The organism is Microvirga roseola, from assembly GCF_020866965.1.
Lineage (GTDB): Bacteria > Pseudomonadota > Alphaproteobacteria > Rhizobiales > Beijerinckiaceae > Microvirga > Microvirga roseola.
Window position 1 is genome coordinate 31266 of record NZ_JAJATX010000027.1, and the last position, 17841, is coordinate 49106.

At 62.8% G+C, this 17841-nt stretch carries 19 protein-coding genes and 2 tRNA genes; 13 read left to right on the plus strand and 8 right to left on the minus strand.

Going from position 1 to position 17841, the window contains the following annotated elements:
* Positions 1-3: 3 nt before the first annotated feature.
* A complete protein-coding gene (gene treS / locus LG661_RS15385) occupies positions 4-3327 on the plus strand; it encodes a maltose alpha-D-glucosyltransferase (RefSeq protein ID WP_230532777.1) in 3324 nt (1107 codons plus the stop codon).
* On the plus strand, positions 3317-5521 hold the full coding sequence (gene glgB / locus LG661_RS15390; RefSeq protein ID WP_230532778.1) for a 1,4-alpha-glucan branching protein GlgB: 2205 nt from the start codon (positions 3317-3319) through the stop codon (positions 5519-5521). Before treS ends, glgB begins: the two co-directional genes overlap by 11 nt.
* A 12-nt stretch (positions 5522-5533) precedes the next feature.
* On the opposite strand, the gene LG661_RS15395 is transcribed toward glgB, so the two are convergent.
* Positions 5534-5761 carry a hypothetical protein gene (locus LG661_RS15395; protein WP_230532779.1) on the minus strand — a complete coding sequence of 76 codons (228 nt, stop codon included), beginning with the start codon at positions 5759-5761 and terminating at the stop codon, positions 5534-5536.
* A gap of 187 nt (positions 5762-5948) precedes the next feature.
* On the opposite strand from LG661_RS15395, the gene LG661_RS15400 reads away from it, so the two are divergent.
* Positions 5949-6182, plus strand: coding sequence for a DUF6894 family protein (locus LG661_RS15400; RefSeq protein ID WP_230532780.1), 234 nt, complete (start codon positions 5949-5951; stop codon positions 6180-6182).
* On the opposite strand, the gene LG661_RS15405 is transcribed toward LG661_RS15400, so the two are convergent.
* Positions 6179-6805, minus strand: a complete 627-nt coding sequence (locus tag LG661_RS15405; protein WP_230532781.1) for a 2-dehydro-3-deoxy-6-phosphogalactonate aldolase — start codon at positions 6803-6805, stop codon at positions 6179-6181. The two genes, LG661_RS15400 and LG661_RS15405, sit on opposite strands and share 4 nt — an antisense overlap.
* Before the next feature lie 204 nt (positions 6806-7009).
* Between LG661_RS15405 and LG661_RS15410 the strand changes: the two genes are divergently transcribed.
* The 3 genes from LG661_RS15410 (at position 7010) to speB (ending at position 9880) form a co-directional block, all read left to right on the plus strand.
* Positions 7010-7525, plus strand: coding sequence for an Lrp/AsnC family transcriptional regulator (locus tag LG661_RS15410; protein WP_230532782.1), 516 nt, complete (start codon positions 7010-7012; stop codon positions 7523-7525).
* A gap of 99 nt (positions 7526-7624) precedes the next feature.
* Positions 7625-8824 carry an ornithine--oxo-acid transaminase gene (gene rocD, locus LG661_RS15415; RefSeq protein WP_230532783.1) on the plus strand — a complete coding sequence of 400 codons (1200 nt, stop codon included), beginning with the start codon at positions 7625-7627 and terminating at the stop codon, positions 8822-8824.
* 18 nt (positions 8825-8842) lie between these two features.
* The gene (speB, locus tag LG661_RS15420) at positions 8843-9880 is read left to right on the plus strand and encodes an agmatinase (RefSeq protein WP_230532784.1); all 1038 of its coding nucleotides are present in this window, start codon (positions 8843-8845) and stop codon (positions 9878-9880) included.
* On the opposite strand, the gene LG661_RS15425 is transcribed toward speB, so the two are convergent.
* Entirely contained in the window at positions 9877-10851 is a 975-nt protein-coding gene (locus tag LG661_RS15425) for a DUF1624 domain-containing protein (RefSeq protein ID WP_230532785.1), read from the minus strand. The two genes, speB and LG661_RS15425, sit on opposite strands and share 4 nt — an antisense overlap.
* A 67-nt stretch (positions 10852-10918) precedes the next feature.
* Here LG661_RS15425 and LG661_RS15430 point away from each other — a divergent pair, with 67 nt between their 5' ends.
* The 3 genes from LG661_RS15430 to LG661_RS15440 all read left to right on the plus strand — a co-directional run bounded on the left by LG661_RS15430 (position 10919) and on the right by LG661_RS15440 (position 12891).
* On the plus strand, positions 10919-11674 hold the full coding sequence (locus LG661_RS15430; protein WP_230532786.1) for an SIR2 family NAD-dependent protein deacylase: 756 nt from the start codon (positions 10919-10921) through the stop codon (positions 11672-11674).
* Positions 11675-11803: 129 nt separating this feature from the next.
* Complete coding sequence (locus tag LG661_RS15435; protein WP_230532787.1) at positions 11804-12424, plus strand: cold-shock protein; 621 nt, start codon at positions 11804-11806, stop codon at positions 12422-12424.
* Positions 12424-12891 (plus strand): DUF192 domain-containing protein, encoded by a 468-nt coding sequence (locus LG661_RS15440; protein WP_230532788.1) that lies wholly within the window; start codon positions 12424-12426, stop codon positions 12889-12891. The genes LG661_RS15435 and LG661_RS15440 overlap by 1 nt, the downstream gene beginning before the upstream one ends.
* A gap of 69 nt (positions 12892-12960) precedes the next feature.
* Here the strand turns inward: LG661_RS15440 and LG661_RS15445 are convergent, their stop codons facing one another.
* The gene (locus LG661_RS15445; RefSeq protein WP_230532789.1) at positions 12961-13719 is read right to left on the minus strand and encodes a calcium-binding protein; all 759 of its coding nucleotides are present in this window, start codon (positions 13717-13719) and stop codon (positions 12961-12963) included.
* A 214-nt stretch (positions 13720-13933) separates the two neighbouring features.
* Here LG661_RS15445 and LG661_RS15450 point away from each other — a divergent pair.
* The 3 genes from LG661_RS15450 (at position 13934) to LG661_RS15460 (ending at position 14450) form a co-directional block, all read left to right on the plus strand.
* Positions 13934-14010: transfer RNA gene (locus tag LG661_RS15450), tRNA-Pro, on the plus strand.
* A 37-nt stretch (positions 14011-14047) separates the two neighbouring features.
* Positions 14048-14353, plus strand: coding sequence for an ETC complex I subunit (locus tag LG661_RS15455; protein ID WP_268995470.1), 306 nt, complete (start codon positions 14048-14050; stop codon positions 14351-14353).
* Positions 14354-14373: 20 nt separating this feature from the next.
* Positions 14374-14450, plus strand: a tRNA-Arg gene (locus tag LG661_RS15460).
* Positions 14451-14505: 55 nt separating this feature from the next.
* On the opposite strand, the gene LG661_RS15465 is transcribed toward LG661_RS15460, so the two are convergent.
* Complete coding sequence (locus LG661_RS15465) at positions 14506-14775, minus strand: hypothetical protein (RefSeq protein ID WP_230532791.1); 270 nt, start codon at positions 14773-14775, stop codon at positions 14506-14508.
* Between the two features lie 301 nt (positions 14776-15076).
* On the opposite strand from LG661_RS15465, the gene LG661_RS15470 reads away from it, so the two are divergent.
* On the plus strand, positions 15077-15739 hold the full coding sequence (locus tag LG661_RS15470; RefSeq protein ID WP_407666725.1) for a transglutaminase-like cysteine peptidase: 663 nt from the start codon (positions 15077-15079) through the stop codon (positions 15737-15739).
* Positions 15740-15741: 2 nt separating this feature from the next.
* Here the strand turns inward: LG661_RS15470 and LG661_RS15475 are convergent, their stop codons facing one another.
* The 3 genes from LG661_RS15475 to LG661_RS15480 all read right to left on the minus strand — a co-directional run bounded on the left by LG661_RS15475 (position 15742) and on the right by LG661_RS15480 (position 17656).
* A complete protein-coding gene (locus LG661_RS15475; RefSeq protein ID WP_268995471.1) occupies positions 15742-16686 on the minus strand; it encodes a chloride channel protein in 945 nt (314 codons plus the stop codon).
* Positions 16659-17360, minus strand: a complete 702-nt coding sequence (locus LG661_RS25130) for a chloride channel protein (protein WP_268995472.1) — start codon at positions 17358-17360, stop codon at positions 16659-16661. Before LG661_RS25130 ends, LG661_RS15475 begins: the two co-directional genes overlap by 28 nt.
* 119 nt (positions 17361-17479) lie before the next feature.
* Positions 17480-17656 (minus strand): hypothetical protein, encoded by a 177-nt coding sequence (locus LG661_RS15480; RefSeq protein WP_230532793.1) that lies wholly within the window; start codon positions 17654-17656, stop codon positions 17480-17482.
* Positions 17657-17841 lie beyond the last annotated feature (185 nt).

Consider the following 17841-nt stretch of genomic DNA (forward strand, 5'->3'; position numbering starts at 1 on the left):
GGAATGCTCAAGAAAAACGATGCGGTCCCCACCAAAAGCGGAGAAGCTGCCGGGCGCGACCCCCTCTGGTACAAGGACGCGATCATCTACCAGCTCCATGTGAAATCTTTCTTCGATGCCAATAACGACGGCATCGGCGATTTCGCAGGCCTGCTCGCCAAGCTCGACTACATCGCATCCCTCGGGGTCAACACGATCTGGCTGCTGCCGTTCTATCCCTCGCCGCGCCTGGACGACGGGTACGACATCGCAGAGTACCGCAGTGTCAGTCCCGATTACGGAACCCTGAAGGAGTTCAAGGCCTTTGTCCGCGAGGCCCATGCGCGCGGCTTGCGGGTCATCACCGAGCTTGTCATCAACCACACCTCGGACCAGCACCCCTGGTTCCAGCGGGCCCGCCAGGCCAAGCCCGGCTCGAAGGAGCGCGATTTCTACGTCTGGTCCGATACGGACCAGAAATACAGTGGCACCCGCATCATCTTCCTCGATACGGAGAAGTCAAACTGGACCTGGGATCCGGCGGCGGGAGCCTATTTCTGGCACCGTTTCTACTCGCACCAGCCGGACCTCAACTTCGACAATCCGCGCGTACTCAAGGAAGTGCTGAGCGTCATGCGCTTCTGGCTCGACATGGGCGTGGACGGCCTGCGCCTCGACGCCATTCCCTACCTTGTGGAACGGGAGGGGACGAACAACGAGAACCTGCCGGAGACACATGAGGTCCTGAAGAAGATCCGCACGGCCCTCGACTCGACCTATCCCGACCGGATGCTCCTCGCCGAGGCCAACCAGTGGCCGGAAGACACGCAGGAATATTTCGGCAATGGCGACGAATGCCACATGGCGTTCCATTTCCCGCTCATGCCGCGCATGTACATGGCCATCGCCAAGGAGGACCGGTTCCCGATCACCGACATCCTGCGCCAGACGCCGGAGATCCCGGAGAACTGCCAGTGGGCGATCTTCCTGAGAAACCATGACGAGTTGACACTCGAAATGGTGACGGACGAGGAGCGCGACTATCTCTGGAACACCTATGCGGCCGACCGGCGCGCGCGCATCAATCTCGGTATCCGCCGCAGGCTTGCGCCCCTCATGCAGCGTGACCGCCGGCGCATCGAGCTGATGAACGCGCTTCTGCTCTCGATGCCTGGAACGCCGGTGATCTATTACGGCGACGAGATCGGCATGGGCGACAACATCTATCTCGGCGACCGGGACGGGGTGAGGACGCCGATGCAGTGGTCGCCCGACCGCAACGGCGGCTTTTCGCGGGCGGACCCGGCGGGGCAGGTGCTGCCGCCGATCATGGATCCCCTCTACGGTTTCGAGACCGTGAACGTGGAGGCCCAGAGCCGCGACCCGCATTCGCTCCTCAACTGGATGCGCCGCATGCTGACGCTGCGCGGCCATCACCACGCCTTCGGCCGCGGCACGTTCCGGCTTCTCTATCCCGGCAACCGCAAGGTCCTGGCTTACCTGCGCGAGTTCGATGGCGAGACGATCCTGTGCGTTGCGAACCTGTCGCGGACGCCCCAGCCGGTGGAACTCGATCTTTCCGAGTTCGGCGGTCGGGTCCCCATCGAGATGACGGGGCCGTCGCCGTTCCCGCCCATCGGTCAGCTACCCTATCTGCTGACATTGCCGCCTTATGGCTTCTATTGGTTCCAGCTCATGACCGAGGCCGAAAGCCCCTGGTGGAGGACCGCTCCGCCCGAACAGCTGCGCGAGCTCACCACCCTTGTCCTGCGCAGCAAACTGCAGGAAATCCTCGATACGCGGCACTCGGAGGTGATCGCGCGGGACATCCTGCCGACCTACTTGCCGATCCGGCGCTGGTTCGCCTCCAAGAACGAGCGGCTTGAGGGTGCGCGCATCGCCTGGGCGGTGCCGATGCCCTTCGCCGACGATGTCTTGATGGGCGAGATCGAGGCGGCTGTCGGCGGACGGACCGAGCGGTACTGCATGCCGCTGGCGATCGCCTGGGAAAACGCCAACATGCCGCCGCTGCCGCAGCAGCTCGCGTTGGCGCGCATCCGCAGGGGAGCCCGGGTCGGGGTCCTGACTGACGGATTCGCGGTCGACCGTTGGGCCCAGGGTGTCCTCCAGGCCCTGTGCGAGCGCGCGAGCATCTCGACGCCGGACGGGGATATCCGGTTCATGGGCACCGAACAGCTGGATTGCATGCAGGTGCCGAACGACGAGCCCATCCGTTGGCTTTCGGCTGAGCAGTCGAACAGCTCCCTGATCGTCGGCTCGCTCGCCATGATCAAGCTCGTCCGCCGGGTGCTCGGGGGCATCCACCCTGAAGCGGAGATGACGCAGTACCTGACAAAGGTAGGCTACCAGAACACGGCGCCTCTCCTTGGGCATGTGATGCGCGTATCCGAGGATGGAACGCCGCACACGCTGATCATCGTGCAGGGGGCGATCCAGAACCAGGGCGACGCCTGGAACTGGATGCTCGATAACCTGAATCGGACGCTCGACGAGCACGTGCTGCTCGAAAGCCAGGACCTGCCGGAGGAGGGCATCTTCACGACGCTCGAGAACTTCGCCGGCATTGTCGGCCGCCGGCTCGGCGAACTCCATGTGGCGCTGGCGTCGCCGACCGGTGATGAGGCCTTCGCACCAATCGAGGCCGGGGCGGCGGAAATGGAGGCATGGAGAGCAAGGGCGCAGGGTCAGATCGGATCCGCCTTCGACATCCTTGAGAAGCTCAGGGGCAACCTCGATCCTGAACTGAGCGAAGAGGCCGGAAGTCTCCTGGAGCGGCGCGAAGCGCTTCTCTCGGTGGTCGATACCCTGGTGGAGTCCGGCCGAGGCACGCTCATGACCCGCATTCATGGCGACTTCCATTTCGGACAGGTTCTCGTGGCCCACGGTGATGCCTTCATCATCGACTTCGAGGGCGAGCCGGCCCGCGATCTGGATGAACGGCGCGCCAAGACGAGCCCGCTCCGGGACGTGGCCGGCCTCATGCGGTCCCTCGACTATCTCTCTGTCTCGGCCTCCGGCTTCGACGAGGATACGACCCAGCCTCAATATGGTGAGACCCGCAGGTCGCTGCTCGACCGGTTCCATGCGGGAGCGCAGAAGGCCTTCCTCGACTGCTACTGGGAAGCGGTCGATCAGAGCGAGCATTTGAGGTTCCCAAGCGACACGCGCGATCCGCTGCTCGATCTGTTCCTGCTGGAGAAAGCGGCCTACGAAATCCAATACGAAGCGGCGAACCGCCCGAAGTGGCTCGCCATTCCGCTCCGGGGCCTCTCCAGGATCGTGGAGCGCCTCACGAGAGCCGGAAAGGAAGAAATGCATGGCGCCTAGAAACGACGTTCTCCTCGCCGGTATGGACGAAACCGCCGTCCAGGCCCTGGTTGAAGGACGGCATGGAGACCCGTTTTCGATCCTCGGGCCGCACCCTGCAGGAGGGGGAAGCATCGTCCGTGTCTTCATGCCGGGCGCGACATCCGTCGAGCTCCTTGGCAGGGAGACGGGGCAGCACCTGACAACGCTCGAACGCGTGCATCAGGGCGGTCTCTTCGCAGGCTATGTCGATGACCGGCCCGCCTACAAACTGCGGATCGTCTGGCCCGATGCGGTTCAGGAAATGGAGGATCCCTACAGCTTTGGCCTGCTGCTCGGCGATCTCGATCTGCACCTGATCGGGCAGGGAACCCATTACGAGCTGAGTCACGTGCTCGGGGCCCAGGCCATGAGCGTCGACGGAGTGCCGGGCGTCCGTTTCGCCGTCTGGGCGCCGAATGCACGCCGGGTCTCCGTTGTAGGCGACTTCAACACGTGGGACGGCCGCCGCCACCCCATGCGCATTCGCAGCGGCGGGGTCTGGGAGCTGTTCGTTCCGCGCCTCGGGCCAGGCGACCGCTATAAGTTCGAGCTGATTGGCCCGAATGGGGAGCTGCTGCCTCAGAAGGCCGATCCGGTGGCGCGCTCGAGCGAGCCTGCGCCCGGCAGCGCCTCCGTCGTCGCGCGCCCCGAGCCTTTCCCCTGGACAGACCAGGAGTGGATGCGAACAAGAGGAGAGCGGCAGACGGTCCGGGCGCCGATCTCGGTCTACGAAGTTCATGCAGGCTCCTGGCTGCGCCTTGAGGAGGACGGCAATCGTCACCTCGACTGGACGGAGCTGGCCGACCGGCTCATTCCCTATGTCAGCGGCATGGGCTTCACCCATATCGAGCTCCTGCCGATCATGGAGCATCCCTTTGGCGGTTCATGGGGCTACCAGCCGCTGGGTCTTTTCGCTCCGACTGGGCGCTATGGGACGCCGGAGGACTTCGCCAATTTCGTCAATCGCTGCCACGAGGCGGGGATCGGCGTGATCCTGGACTGGGTACCCGCGCATTTCCCGACCGATGTCTTCGGCCTTGCGCAGTTTGACGGCACTGCGCTCTATGAGCATGCGGATCCGCGGGAGGGCTTCCACCAGGACTGGAATACGCTGATCTACAATCTCGGCCGCCACGAGGTGAAGGGCTTCCTGATCGCCAGCGCCCTCGAATGGCTGGAGCGTTATCACCTCGATGCGCTGCGGGTCGACGCTGTCGCCTCCATGCTCTACCGTGACTACAGCCGCAAGGACGGCGAGTGGATCCCGAACCAATATGGCGGCCGGGAGAACCTGGAGGCCATCGAGTTCTTTAAGCACCTCAACAGCATCGTTGCCCATCGCTGCCCCGGCGTCATCACGATCGCGGAGGAGTCGACCGCGTGGCCCGGCGTGACGAAGTCCACAGAGGAGGGCGGTCTCGGCTTTGATTTCAAATGGAACATGGGCTGGATGCACGACACGCTTCACTACATGGAGCAGGACCCGATCTACCGCAGCTACAATCACGGCTCCTTCACATTCGGCATGGTCTACGCCTACACGGAGAACTTCATTCTCCCGCTCTCGCATGACGAGGTCGTGCACGGGAAGGGATCGCTGATCCGCAAGATGCCCGGCGACGAGTGGCAGCGCTTCGCGAACCTGCGCGCCTATTTCGGCTACATGTGGGCCCATCCCGGCAAGAAGCTGCTCTTCATGGGCGGGGAAATCGCGCAGGTGCAGGAGTGGAACCACGATGCCTCGCTCTCCTGGGGGCTTCTCGACCTTCCACGCCACGCAGGCATGCAGAGGCTGGTGCGCGACCTCAACCGCATCTACATCTCTGAGCCGGCGCTGCACGCAACCGATGCCGACCCGGACGGGTTTGCCTGGGCCGTGGTGGACGATTCGGCCAATTCGGTCTTCGCCATGCTGCGGTCTTCCCCCGACAGGAAGGCGATGATCCTGGCCGTGAGCAACATGACCCCGGTTCCGCGCGTCGGCTATCGGATCGGCGTGCCTGAGGCGGGAATGTGGCGCGAGATCCTGAACACGGATGCGGAAATGTATGGCGGCGGCAATATCGGCAATGGGGGCGCCGTCTCCACCGAGGGGATCGCCTCCCACGGCCACGAGACCTCGCTGTCGCTCACCCTGCCACCGCTCAGCACCATCATGCTGCGGTGGAGCTGAGGGAGCTCCCGGCTAGAACACGTCGTCCTTCTGGAAGCAGGGAATGCCTCCTTCGGCCTGGTGGTAGGAGAAGGTGCAGCGGTGGTCGAGGGCGAAGGCGGAGATGGCCTTGAGGATATCCTGGTCGGCGTAGGAAAGCGTCTCCGTCCCGAACATCCGGGCGAGATCGTCCTCGTCGACGCTCAGGCTCGCTCCAGGGTCGAGATGGTCGAGGTTCTCCGCCAACTGGTCTCTGGTCATGGGCGCCTCCGTCCAGGGCAGTGAGTCTAGATCAAATAGGGCGATTCCGCCACGAGCCAGGGACCGCGGCCTGAGGCCTTCATCCTCCTGAAAAATTTCATGTGTACGCGGCTCTGACAGGCGTTACATTGAACCGGCTGCCTCAAGGCGGTTTTCTTGTTGCCTTCCATCTCTAAGGCTGAGTGCCATGCCCCGCTTTTTCTTCAATATCCGAGATGGCTACGATGTGGACGAGGACGAGGAGGGGATCGAGCTTCCCGATTTCGAGTCAGCCCGCGCCGAGGCATTGGCGACCGTCGAGGAACTCCGCGAGGAACTGACAGACGCAGGCAACATCGAACTCGAAATCGTGGACGAGACGGGGCGGCGGCTGCTGACCGTGCCCTTCTTCCGTGGCGGGAAGAGCGGCAGGCGGCGCTAAGCGCCCCGCAGCGCCTCCCAGGCATCCGCAAAGGTGCGGGCATTGCGGCCGATTTCATCGGCGGACATGGCAGGTGTGAAGAGCGCGGAGCCGAGGCCGAAACCGTTGGCGCCGGCCTCCACATAGGCCCGCATCGTATCGGGCTTTATTCCGCCGACAGGGAGCAGGATGGCGTCCTTCGGCAATACGGCCCGCCACGCCTTCACCACATGAGGCGGCATGGCCTCCGCGGGAAAGATCTTGATGGCGTCCGCACCCGCCTTCAGCGCCGCGAAGGCCTCTGTGGGGGTCGCGACCCCGGGGGTACAGATCAGATTGAGGTCTTTGGCCCGTCGGATGACCTCCGTATCCGCATGCGGCATGACGATCAGCCTGCCGCCGACATCGTGAATGCCGTTCACATTGTCCGGATCGAGAACCGTGCCGGCCCCGACGAGCACGTTCTTCGGCAGCGACTTGGCGAGAATCTCGATGCTTCGGAACGGTTCGGGCGAGTTGAGGGGGACCTCAATGATGCGGAACCCAGCCTCGACGAGGGCAAAGCCCACATCCCTGGCATTCTCAGGCTTCAGGCCCCTTAGGATCGCGACCAGGGGAAGGTCGACCATATAGTCGCGCAGCAAGACGGCACCTCATCGATGGCATGGCGTGCGGTATCAACGCATGAGAGACGAGAGCTTTCCCGGGCCTTCCGGAGACCCGAAGGGGCGACAGCCCTCATCCGGTGAGGGCAGGCCTCTGGAATTGCTTCGCTCCCTATGAGTACGATAGAGACGGCCCAAACTGAGCCGTAAGCGCCGTCAGGGCGCTTCCATTCGAGATCTATGATGAAGTCGCCCCCAAATCCAGCCGGCCGCAGCCCCAAGGCGCATCTCGACCGGATCGACCTCGCGATCCTCGAGGCGCTGCGCCAGAACGGACGCATCACCTACCAGGCCCTGTCGGATCGTGTCGGCCTTTCACCGCGTCCGTGTCTGGAGCGCGTAAAGAGACTGGAGCAGAGGGGCGTCATCCGTGGCTACACGGCCTTGGTGGAGCCGGCGGCGCTCGGGCACGATATCATCGCCCTTGCTGGCATCAGCATGCGCGACCCGTCCGCGGCATCCCGGCAGCGACTGGAGCGCGCGCTCATCGCTCATCCCTCGGTGGTCGAGTTGCAGGTCGTGAACGGGGAGTACGATTACGTCGCCCGCATCGTCGCGCCGACCCTGGCGGCCTATGAGGTGCTGACCGACGCCTTCCTCGCCGATCCGGGGTTCGGCATCGGCCGCATTCACACCACCTTTGTCCTGAAAACCCTCAAGGCCTTCGAGAGCTACCCGGTGGCCGACAGCAAGGATTGATCCCAAAACTGCTGCTCACAACAGATTTGGCTGCGGGGGCTGAGAATTTCGGCCCCATCGAGAGGAGAGGTAGCCTTAAGCTTGTCCAGGGAGGAACCTATGGACAGCATCGCCCTCGAAAAGACAGTCACGGCCGCGAATTACGATTCCCTGCCTATCGTCCTTAAAGAGGCGAAGGGCGTCTGGGCGACCGACATACAGGGGCGGCGCTATCTGGACATGATGAGCGCCTACTCGGCCGTCAGCCTTGGCCATGGGCACCCGCGCATCCTCAAGGCCATGGCCGAGCAGGCTTCCCGCCTCGCGGTCACGAGCCGAGCCTATCATACCGAACTCCTCGGCCCGTTCCTGGAGCGTCTTGTGGAGATCACCGGGCTCGACATGGCGCTTCCCATGAATACGGGCGCGGAAGCCGTGGAAACGGCCATCAAGGCGGCCCGCCGCTGGGGCTACCAGACCAAGCGCATCGCGAAGGATTGCGCGGAGATCATCGTCGCGGAGAACAATTTTCATGGGCGGACAACCACAATCGTAGGCTTCTCCTCCGATGAATCCTATCGCGAAGGCTTCGGCCCCTTCGCCGGCGGCTTTAAGCTCGTACCGTTCGGAGATGCCGCAGCCGTCGAGACGGCGATCACCGGCAACACCTGCGCCGTGATGATCGAGCCGATCCAGGGGGAGGCCGGCATTGTGGTGCCGCCCGAGGGCTACCTCAGAGAGTTGCGCGCCATCTGCGATCGGCACAATGTCCTCCTGATCCTGGATGAGGTCCAATCGGGCCTTGGCCGCACCGGTCGCTGGTTCGCGCACCAGCACGAAGACATCCGCCCGGATGGGCTCATTCTCGGCAAGGCGCTGGGGGGCGGCGTCTACCCGGTATCGGCCTTCGTGGGCACCCGTGAACTGATGAACGTCTTCGATCCCGGCTCCCACGGCTCAACCTTCGGCGGCAACGCTTTGGCAGCGCGGATCGGATTGGAGGCGCTGGCCGTTATCGAGGAGGAGCACCTCGTCGAGCGGAGCGCCGAAATGGGCTGGTACCTCCTGGACAGGCTTCGCGCCATGCGCAGCAACATCGTCAAGGACGTACGCGGCCGTGGCCTCTGGGTCGGCGTCGAGGTCGACGCGAACGTCGTCTCCGCAAGGTCCGTCTGCGATGCGCTCCTGGAGGGTGGGGTCCTCTCGAAGGACACGCATGGCACGGTCCTGCGCTTTGCGCCGCCCCTCACCATCACCCGCGAGGAGATCGACTGGGGGATGGAACGGATCGAGCGGGTCTTCGCCCGCGCCATTCATTGAATTCAAGGACGACGAGACATGGCTCAAAACCTGCAGAAGAAAACGGATCCCGCCGCCCGCGAGCAGCGCCTGGATGTCTACCAGCCCCTCTCAGGCATGGTAGTGCCGCGCTTTGCCGGGATCTCGACCTTCATGCGTCTGCCCTATCTCGCGCCCACCCAGGCGCCGGGCGAAATAGACATTGCCCTGGTCGGTATCCCCTTCGACGGCGCGACGACGAACCGTCCCGGCACGCGCTTGGGCCCGCGGCAGGTACGCGAGGCCTCCTCGCTCATGCGCCTCGTCAACTACGGAACGCTGGTTGCTCCCTACGATCTCTGCGCCTGCGCGGATGTGGGCGACGTTCCGGTGAACCCCATCGACGTTCAGGATACGCTACGCCGGATTGAGGCAGAGATCGCCTATCTTCACCAGGGCGGCGTGATGCCTCTCTCCATCGGTGGGGATCATATCATCTCCTATCCGATCCTGCGGGCGCTCGGCGGCGAGAAGCCCCTCGGGCTGATCCATGTGGATGCGCATAGCGACACCGGCGACACCTATTTCGGCGGCCAGAAGCTCACCCATGGCACGCCCTTCCGCCGCGCCATCGAGGATGGCGTGCTCGATCCCAAACGCATGGTGCAGATCGGAATCCGCGGCACGATGTATTCCGCCGACGAGCGCGAATGGGCGCTCAGCCAAGGCATCCGCATCATCGACATGGAAGAGGTGGTGGAGAAGGGCATTCCCTACGCCATTTCCGAGGCCCGCCGCGTCGTCGGCAATGGACCGACCTATTTCACCTTCGACATCGACTCCATCGACCCGGCCTTCGCCCCTGGTACCGGAACGCCCGAGATCGGAGGTTTCACCAGCCGCGAGGCCCTGCAACTCGTGCGTGGCTTCCGTCACCTGAACCTGATCGGGGCCGATATGGTCGAGGTCTCCCCGCCGCTCGACCAATCCGGCGGGACCGCATTGGTCGGCGCTTCCATCGCCTTCGAACTGCTCTGCCTTCTCGCCGAGGCGCGGGCGGAGCGCACCTCGGGCGAGAGCCGTCTGAACGTCGTCTAAGGAGGAGCGTTGCGCAGGCATTGCTGCGCGACCCGGGAGATCCTCGTCCTGTCCTCGGCGGCAATGCTGTTGTCGAGGATTTTCCGCCAGAGGTCGCTCTGGCGAAGGTTGTCGACGGCGCAGGAGCAGACGGAACGGCAGGTCGCCGGCTGGGCATTCTGCAGGCAGGTCGCCTCGCATTGCAGCATGAAGGGCCGCGCCTCCGCCACGGGGTTGGGGCCGGCGATCTGCAGCACGCCGTAAAGCACAGCTAGCAGGACGGGCTGGTGGATCAGGTAGATCGGAAGGCTTTCCCGACCCGCCCAGATCAGGCCTCTGCCGAGAGAGTCCTTTGCGCGCCAGCGGGCCAGACGCATTGTCTGGCGGTGAGGCAGATGCCACAGTCCGGCAGCGAGGCCGGCGAGCACGAGGCCGAACCAGGGAAAGATCGGCACGTAATCGTTCGTCACCGGATCGGCGGCACCGAGCCCCAGCCAGTCCAGCCAAGGCGCATCGAGGGCAGGGCTCGTGAAGACCAAAGGCGCTGCGACACAGATAACCGCTGCGCCCAGGACGACGGAAGGGTGCAGCCGGAGAAAAGGCAGGGCCAACACGCTCGATACGGCAATGGCGTGCAGGATGCCGAAGAAGATATAGCTCTGCGGAAAGGCAAAGAGCGTCACGAGTGTGATGATCGCCGCCGCGCCGCCGACCTTCAGGAGGCGCTTGAGAAACGACAGCCGTCGAAACCCTTCCGCATGAGCGAGCGCGAGCCCGAAGCCGGCGAGGAACAGAAAGGAACCTGCGATCGCGCGGGCGAACCAGCGCCAGGCCGGGACCTGGATGATGTTGGTCTCGATCAGGTTTAGGAAGCTGAGGTCCCAGGCGAAGTGGTAGACGATCATGGCGAGGATCGCGACGCCGCGGGCGACGTCGATGGCGTCCCATCGCTGGGAGGCAGCGGCTTTGGCCTGGGCAGGGAGATCGTTCAAGCGGCTTGTTCCATCAGTCAAGGGCAGGGGGCATGACGCTTCGGGCGGCGCCCCCTATATGAGGGACATGATCGATTACCTCGCCACGTCAATCGCCACACTCCAGGAAATGATTCAAGAGGCCCGCGTGATAGCGGGCTTCACGGGAGCGGGCATTTCGACGGAGAGCGGGGTTCCCGACTTCAGGTCGCCCGACAGTCCCTGGATGCGCAACAAACCGATTCCGTTCGAGCATTTTCTCGCCAGCGCCGAGGCGCGGCGGGAGGCGTGGCGTCGCAAGTTCACGATGGACGATCTCTATCGCGATGCAAAGCCGAGCCAGGGGCACCTCGGCATCGCCTCGCTAATTACATCCGGCCGCATGCCGGCCGTAATCACCCAGAACATCGACGGATTGCATCAGGCCTCCGGCCTGGCAGAGGACCAGGTGATCGAGCTGCATGGCAACGGCACTTACGCCAAGTGCCTGAACTGCGGACGCCGTCATGGACTCGACTGGGTGAGATCCCGTTTCGAGGCGAGCGGAGAGCCGCCGGACTGCGTCGCCTGCGGGGGAATTCTCAAGTCGGCCACCATTTCCTTCGGCCAGGCGATGCCGGAGACCCCCATGCGCCAGGCTCAGAAGCTCACGGCGCAATGCGACCTCTTTCTCGTGCTGGGATCCTCCCTCGTGGTCTATCCGGCGGCCGCCTTTCCTGCCTTTGCAAAGGAGAACGGAGCGCGCCTCGTGATCGTCAACCGCGAGCCGACCCCGCTGGATGAGGCCGCCGATCTGGTCGTCCATGCGGAAATCGGCTCGGTCCTTTCAAAATTTATCTCGTAATTTCAAGGATCTTCAGACGTGCCTAAAATTTCTTCGCACGCCTAGGTATGTTTCCGACTTCCCCTGACTCAGGACGATGTTATCCTCTCGTTAAGAATCGGGTTCCTTGATTCGAGTCTGGGTTATTTCATGACTAGCGATTACGGCTCCAACTCATTTAGTCTCCGGGGGATCGATCCCTCTCCCGATCAGGGTCGCCGCGAGGTCACCCAGCCTGTTGCTGACGAGAACCCCCTCGAGCTCGTTCAGGTCAGCGGCCGCATCAAGTGGTTCGATGTCGCCAAGGGTTTCGGCTTCATCGTGCCGGACAATGGCCTCCCGGATGTCCTCCTGCATGTGACCTGCCTTCGTCGGGACGGCTATCAGGCTGCGAATGAAGGAGCCCGGATCGTGGTCGAGGCCGTGCAGCGTCCGCGTGGCCTGCAGGCCTTCCGCATCATCTCCCTCGACGAATCGACGGCTCTCCACCCGTCTGAGCTGCCGCTGCCGCGGACCCATGTCCAGGTGGTGCCGACCAGCGGACTGGAGCCGGCGGTCGTGAAGTGGTTCAACCGCTTGCGTGGCTTCGGCTTTCTCACGCAAGGGGAGGGCAAGCCGGATATCTTCGTCCACATGGAAACGCTGCGGCGATACGGCATTGCCGAACTGAAGCCGGGTGAGCGTGTCTTCGTCCGCTTCGGCGATGGGTCCAAGGGGCTCATGGCCGCAGAGGTACGACTGGCCGACATGGCCCTGCCGCACTCCCATTGATGAGTGTTCCTGTGCTGCAGAAGTTGAGGCCGGTTTTGTCCGCCCTCTGTTTCGTTCTGCTGATCGCCGGAGCGGCTCACGCCCAGGCTCTGGAGAGTCTTGCCGTCGTCGGCAGGGATGGTCAGCGGCACGTCTTCCAAGTGGAGGTGGCGCGAAACGACGCCGACCGGGCGCAAGGGCTCATGTTCCGTCGCTCCATGCCTGCCAACCAAGGAATGCTGTTCGATTTCGGCCGGGTCGAACCGGTCTCCATGTGGATGCAGAACACCTATCTGCCGCTCGACATGCTCTTCATCCGCCCCGACGGCACGATCGCCCGAATCGCCGCCAACACGGAGCCCCTGTCCACGCGCACGATCTCCTCAGGGGAGCCAGTGCTCGGGGTCCTTGAACTGAATGCCGGTACGGCGGCGAAACTCGGCATCAGGGCGGGCGACCGGGTGGAGCACCCGGTTTTCATGCGGTAAAAGTTCAGGGCTTATTTAGAAATGTAGAAAGGGCCGCTAGGCCCTTTCAAGATTTGCTATCAAAGCCGGTTAGGCGAGATAGAAGTCGCTGACTGTGATAGAAGCTTTATTCTTCAAATTCGCAAATTCAACCTGTGCCTTCGAGCCGTTGCCATCGGGATCGTAATAGAGAACACCGGTTTTCTTGTTATAGATGATGCGGTCGTCCTTGTCGTGAGCCTTGCTGCCTACGTAGAAGGCTCCCTTCTTCAGAACTCCCGGAGTTCCGGCCTTCATAAAGATATCAACTTTCTTGCCATCTTCGTCGAGGCCGGACCTGGACAGAACGAACTTGTCGCTCTTCTTCTTGAAATCCGTGATGGTATCGACATTCGTCCGCTTATTCAGATTCCCGTCGAAAACGAAATAGTCCTTACCAGCGCCTCCGGTAACGGTATCCTTCCCCGTCCCCGCGAAGATGACGTCATCACCGCCTCCAGCGTCGATCCTATCATTGCCCTGTCCGGTAATGATGACGTTCTTGGAACTGTTGCCTTTGATGGAGTCTCTGCCGGTACCTATCGTTGACGTTATGACGTTCTCAACGGATGTGATGGTGTGGGTCCCAAAACCGGTGTTCTGGGCCCCGCTCTTCCTCATGTCAAATTTGATGCTGCCATCCGTGAACACGACCCAATCGAGGCCGGCACCGCCATCAACCTTCAGGGCAAAATCACGGGACGAAATCATAAGGATGTCGGCTGAGGATCCGCCCTGGAGAATATGATCTCCTTTGTCGAAGATAGGTTCGCCAGTGCGGGGAGGGGTAGGGATTCTGAGCTTGGCCAAGGAAGGTCTCCCAAATGGAAGGTTTTGCGTCACGTCGTTACGCTACGTGATAACAGTCAGCTCATATATCCGTATGGGAAGGAGTTCAATCCCGTCCTGCTGCGCGATGTGTCACAACGCACAAACTAACCCCGAAGTCCGTTGGGACGGCAGGAACTGGAGGGCTTGCGCCATGGTTTTCAAAACGATAGACAATCCAAACGGTTGACATCGTCGGGGTGTAGCGCAGCCTGGTAGCGCATCTGCTTTGGGAGCAGAGGGTCGCGGGTTCAAATCCTGCCGCCCCGACCAAGTCACCGCTAAGTGTTTGAGAAGAGTGCCGAAAACGATGCCTGCTCGGATTTACAAGCCTTCCAAACCCGCCATGCAGTCAGGTATGGCCCGGACCAAGCAGTGGATCCTCGTCTTCGATCCGGAAACCCCTCGCGAGATCGAGCCCCTGATGGGCTGGACGACCTCGACCGATACCCGTCAGCAGATTCGCCTCGGCTTCGATACCAAGGAAGAGGCCATCGCCTACGCCGAGCGGGAGGGCATCGCCTACCGGGTCGAGGAGCCGCATGAGGTCAAACGGCGAACCATATCCTATTCCGACAACTTCAAGTTCAATCGCGTCGGCCCCTGGACCCATTGAGGCCCCGGGCCCTGCCGAACGGCTCCGTAGCTCAGCTGGATAGAGCAGCCGCCTTCTAAGCGGCAGGTCGTAGGTTCGAGCCCTACCGGAGTCGCCACTTTCCCCATAGTCAGGATCGCCCAACGGCCAGTGCCTGTTTCAGGGCAGACGCCTCAGCGCCTTTCGACGACCGTATATTCCGCCTCGATCACGAGGTCGGCGGACGATGGGCGTCGCGCCGGATGCCGCGCCTGAGCCTGACGCAGCTTCCGCCGCAGATAGAGATGCAGTCCAAGCCCGCCGATCAGCACGATGGGCAGCAGGATGAAAAAGGCCGTAAAGGCCACAAGGAGAACGGCGAGCCCGAGAGAGACCAGTAAGGCCAGCCGAAAGGCGAGGCTCCAGAACCGCTGGGACCTGAGATCGCTGAGCATCGTCCACATCGTCATCTCCCTTCTGTTCATTCCCAGTACCGCTCTTTACGACGGCAACGAAGCTTCCGCTCATCTTTAGCCGAACTCGGGTGAATGAGCGATGATCAGAACATTGCAGTCCGTCCACACTGCAGTGCCGTCGGCTTGGTTTTGCAAAGCCAGAAGATGATAAGCTGCAGGAAGGGATTCTGTTCCCTTCCAACCCTCTCTGCAGACTGCGACAAAATCGCCAGACCTTAGCCGTACTCTTGAGTACCGCCACCGGGTCGGCTGAAATGCCCGGACCGTTCGCAAAGCAGCGGTGGGGGCCATGCATAAAATTCGATTCGGGCGTTCAGGCGCCAAAACTCATTCTCTGACGACATTCATTTCCCTTGCCATCCTGGGGTTTGGTCTCAGCACAGCCGTCAACGGCGTACAGGCCCAGCCCGCGGGAGTGCGCTCACTCGTCCAGCCGATCGCCGAAGCCGGCGCGGCTTGGCCGACCGATGGGTGGGTTCAGTTCTGTGCTCACCAACCGGCTGAATGCGCCGTCGATACCTCGGAGCCGGCCACGATCAAGCTGACGCGCAAGAATTGGCAGATGATCGAGCAGGTCAATCGACGGGTGAACGCTTCGATCAAACCCATAACCGACCGGGAACATTGGGGCATCGAGGACCGCTGGGACTTTGCTGAGGACGGCTACGGCGACTGCGAGGACATCCAACTCGTGAAGCGCAGGGAGTTGGCCAGGGCCGGCTTGCCGCGCCGGGCCATGCGCATGACTGTCGTTATCGACGAGCAGGGCGAGGGGCATGCCGTCATGATGATTCGCACCGACCGGGGCGACTTCATACTCGACAACAAACGCAATGCCGTTTTGCCCTGGGATGAGACCGGCTATCTCTATGTGAAGCGGGAAGGCTCGTCCGGCGCTGAATGGGCTTCCCTGGGCGGGCGCGGGTCTGCCTCAATGACGGCAAATCGCTGACCTCATCTGTGTTCATCCGTAGTCGCTTTGATCAAAGCGGCGTTGAATGCCTTGAGTGCGTCCGTCTGTTCGAGGATCCCGGCCACGCGGCCGGGGTCCCGCCCGTCGGAAACGGGCAGCCGCTCAAGGCCGCAGGCATCGAAGGCCCTGAGCGCAGCCTCAAGCGAATCCTGGGTGGCAAGCATGCAGTCGCTGCCTGATGTTTCCAGTTCGGTCGCATGGGGCGGGCGAAGCAGGGAGCCGATGGAAAGCTCGCGCCCGACGCGCCGGTGAGGCCCTTCGTCCAAGAAGAGGCCTCGTGAGGCGAGCTGCAGATAAAAGTAGCTGCGGCCGAGAAAGGCCCGTGTCGTCGCACTTGCGATCGAGACCGTGAGCAGCAGGGCGATGCTCATAGCGTAGCCTCCTGTCAGCTCGAACACCATGACCGTTGTGGAGATTGGTGCACCGAGAACCGCCGCCGTCACCGCCCCCATGCCGAGAATGGTATAAACGGCCCGGGTAGAGGCCAGCTCAGGAACGAAACCGGCGGTCACGATGCCAAAGGCTGCACCGGCCATGGCACCCAGGTAGAGACTCGGGGAGAAGATGCCGCCGGCCAGACGGCTTCCGAGCGTCATGGCAGTCGCCACCATTTTAAGGACGAGGAGCACGACCAGGAGCGTGAGGGGCATGCTCTGGAGGAGAGCCGCCTCCATCGTGTCGTAGCCGACCCCGAGCACCTGGGGAAAAAAGATCCCGATTGCGCCGACGCACAGGCCGCCAAGAGCGGGCTTCAGCCAGAGGGGGACAGTCAGGGAGCGCATGGCCCAGTCTGCGCCCATCAAGGCAAGCTGGAAGAGGATCGCAACCGCCGCCGCGACGGCGCCGAGAAGAGCGAAGGCGGGAAACTCCCAGTAGGAGGTGATGTGGTGCTCGGGGATCAGGAAGGCCGGGAACTCGCCGAACACGATCCGGCCGATAATGGCGCCGATGGCTGACGCGATGACGATGGGGGCAGGGCAGCCCCCGAGATGCGCCGGAGAATGACCTCCAGGGAGAAGAGCGCTCCAGCAATAGGCGCATTGAACGAGGCCGCGATGGCAGCGGCGACACCAGCCCCGAGGAGAATGCGGCCTGCACCCTCCGGCAGCCGGAAATGTCGGGCGGCGACGGCGGCGAGAGTTCCGCCGAGATGGATGGCCGGACCTTCGCGCCCGGCGCTCCCGCCGGTTCCGAGCGTCACGGCGGCCGCCAAGGCGCTGGTGAGCCCATGGAAAAGGTCGAGGCGCGGCCGTCCGAATGCCTGCGCCTCGATGACATCCGCGGGCCCACCGGCCCGGCGGCTCGGGATGAAGGTGAGGAGACCTCCAACGACGAGCCCTCCAATAGCCGGCGTCAGCAGGATCACCGGCCAGGACACGGACTGGGCTGCGATCGCGACCCGCTCCGACATCGTGCCGAGCCAGGGGAGCTGAACCACGCTGATGGCAAGACGGAACAGGACGGAGGCGGACGCTGCAAGGGCGCCGACGACGAGCGAGGCGGCCCAGACCAGAATCTGCCGCTCGCCAAGGAAGGCGAGGAGATTCGGCCGGATGAGGTCGGAAACGAAGCCGAAAAGGCGACCCGCGAACTGCTTCATGCCCCATTGGTCGGGGGCGCGCGCTCTCCCGTCAAGCGGGCCGAAACATGCGGGCTCGCAATCCACATTCTCTCACAGGTGAATGCGGGGACCGGGCTGAAGCCAGGAACTGGGCGTGATCAGGGGCGCCGCTGGGTCCGACGAAAAATCAGAAGCCCAGCTATGCCGAGGGCGGCGATGAGAACCAGAATGAACAGGGTCAGCATGACGGCAGCACCCAGCATCGCGCCGAGCGCATCCCAGAAGCCGACCTGAGCGATCAGGATAGCCAGCAGAAGAAAGAGAATGATCGGCATGCGGAAACCTCCTGACGAGGCTACCTAGCGCACGGGATGGACGTTTCACGTCTCCCGCATGTGATCGAGGTTGCGCGGGCTCAAAAAGGAAGGGCGTGTATGGATCCATACACGCCCCTATTCAGTACTCAGGACTGCCACTGCGGTTCCATTCCGCCGTCGGTTTCGCGGGGTCTGCCGCGTCC

Bases quoted from the DNA above. Each gene is read 5' to 3' on its own strand.
- LG661_RS15440 (WP_230532788.1), top strand. From the start codon at position 12,424: ATGAGTGTTCCTGTGCTGCAGAAGTTGAGGCCGGTTTTGTCCGCCCTC.
- LG661_RS15410 (WP_230532782.1), top strand. From the start codon at position 7,010: ATGAAGTCGCCCCCAAATCCAGCCGGCCGCAGCCCCAAGGCGCATCTC.
- LG661_RS15430 (WP_230532786.1), top strand. From the start codon at position 10,919: ATGATCGATTACCTCGCCACGTCAATCGCCACACTCCAGGAAATGATT.
- LG661_RS15480 (WP_230532793.1), bottom strand. From the start codon at position 17,656: ATGCCGATCATTCTCTTTCTTCTGCTGGCTATCCTGATCGCTCAGGTC.
- LG661_RS15470 (WP_407666725.1), top strand. From the start codon at position 15,077: ATGCATAAAATTCGATTCGGGCGTTCAGGCGCCAAAACTCATTCTCTG.
- LG661_RS15435 (WP_230532787.1), top strand. From the start codon at position 11,804: ATGACTAGCGATTACGGCTCCAACTCATTTAGTCTCCGGGGGATCGAT.
- speB (WP_230532784.1), top strand. From the start codon at position 8,843: ATGGCTCAAAACCTGCAGAAGAAAACGGATCCCGCCGCCCGCGAGCAG.
- treS (WP_230532777.1), top strand. From the start codon at position 4: ATGCTCAAGAAAAACGATGCGGTCCCCACCAAAAGCGGAGAAGCTGCC.
- LG661_RS25130 (WP_268995472.1), bottom strand. From the start codon at position 17,360: ATGAAGCAGTTCGCGGGTCGCCTTTTCGGCTTCGTTTCCGACCTCATC.
- glgB (WP_230532778.1), top strand. From the start codon at position 3,317: ATGGCGCCTAGAAACGACGTTCTCCTCGCCGGTATGGACGAAACCGCC.
- LG661_RS15400 (WP_230532780.1), top strand. From the start codon at position 5,949: ATGCCCCGCTTTTTCTTCAATATCCGAGATGGCTACGATGTGGACGAG.
- LG661_RS15455 (WP_268995470.1), top strand. From the start codon at position 14,048: ATGCCTGCTCGGATTTACAAGCCTTCCAAACCCGCCATGCAGTCAGGT.
- LG661_RS15465 (WP_230532791.1), bottom strand. From the start codon at position 14,775: ATGTGGACGATGCTCAGCGATCTCAGGTCCCAGCGGTTCTGGAGCCTC.
- rocD (WP_230532783.1), top strand. From the start codon at position 7,625: ATGGACAGCATCGCCCTCGAAAAGACAGTCACGGCCGCGAATTACGAT.
- LG661_RS15395 (WP_230532779.1), bottom strand. From the start codon at position 5,761: ATGACCAGAGACCAGTTGGCGGAGAACCTCGACCATCTCGACCCTGGA.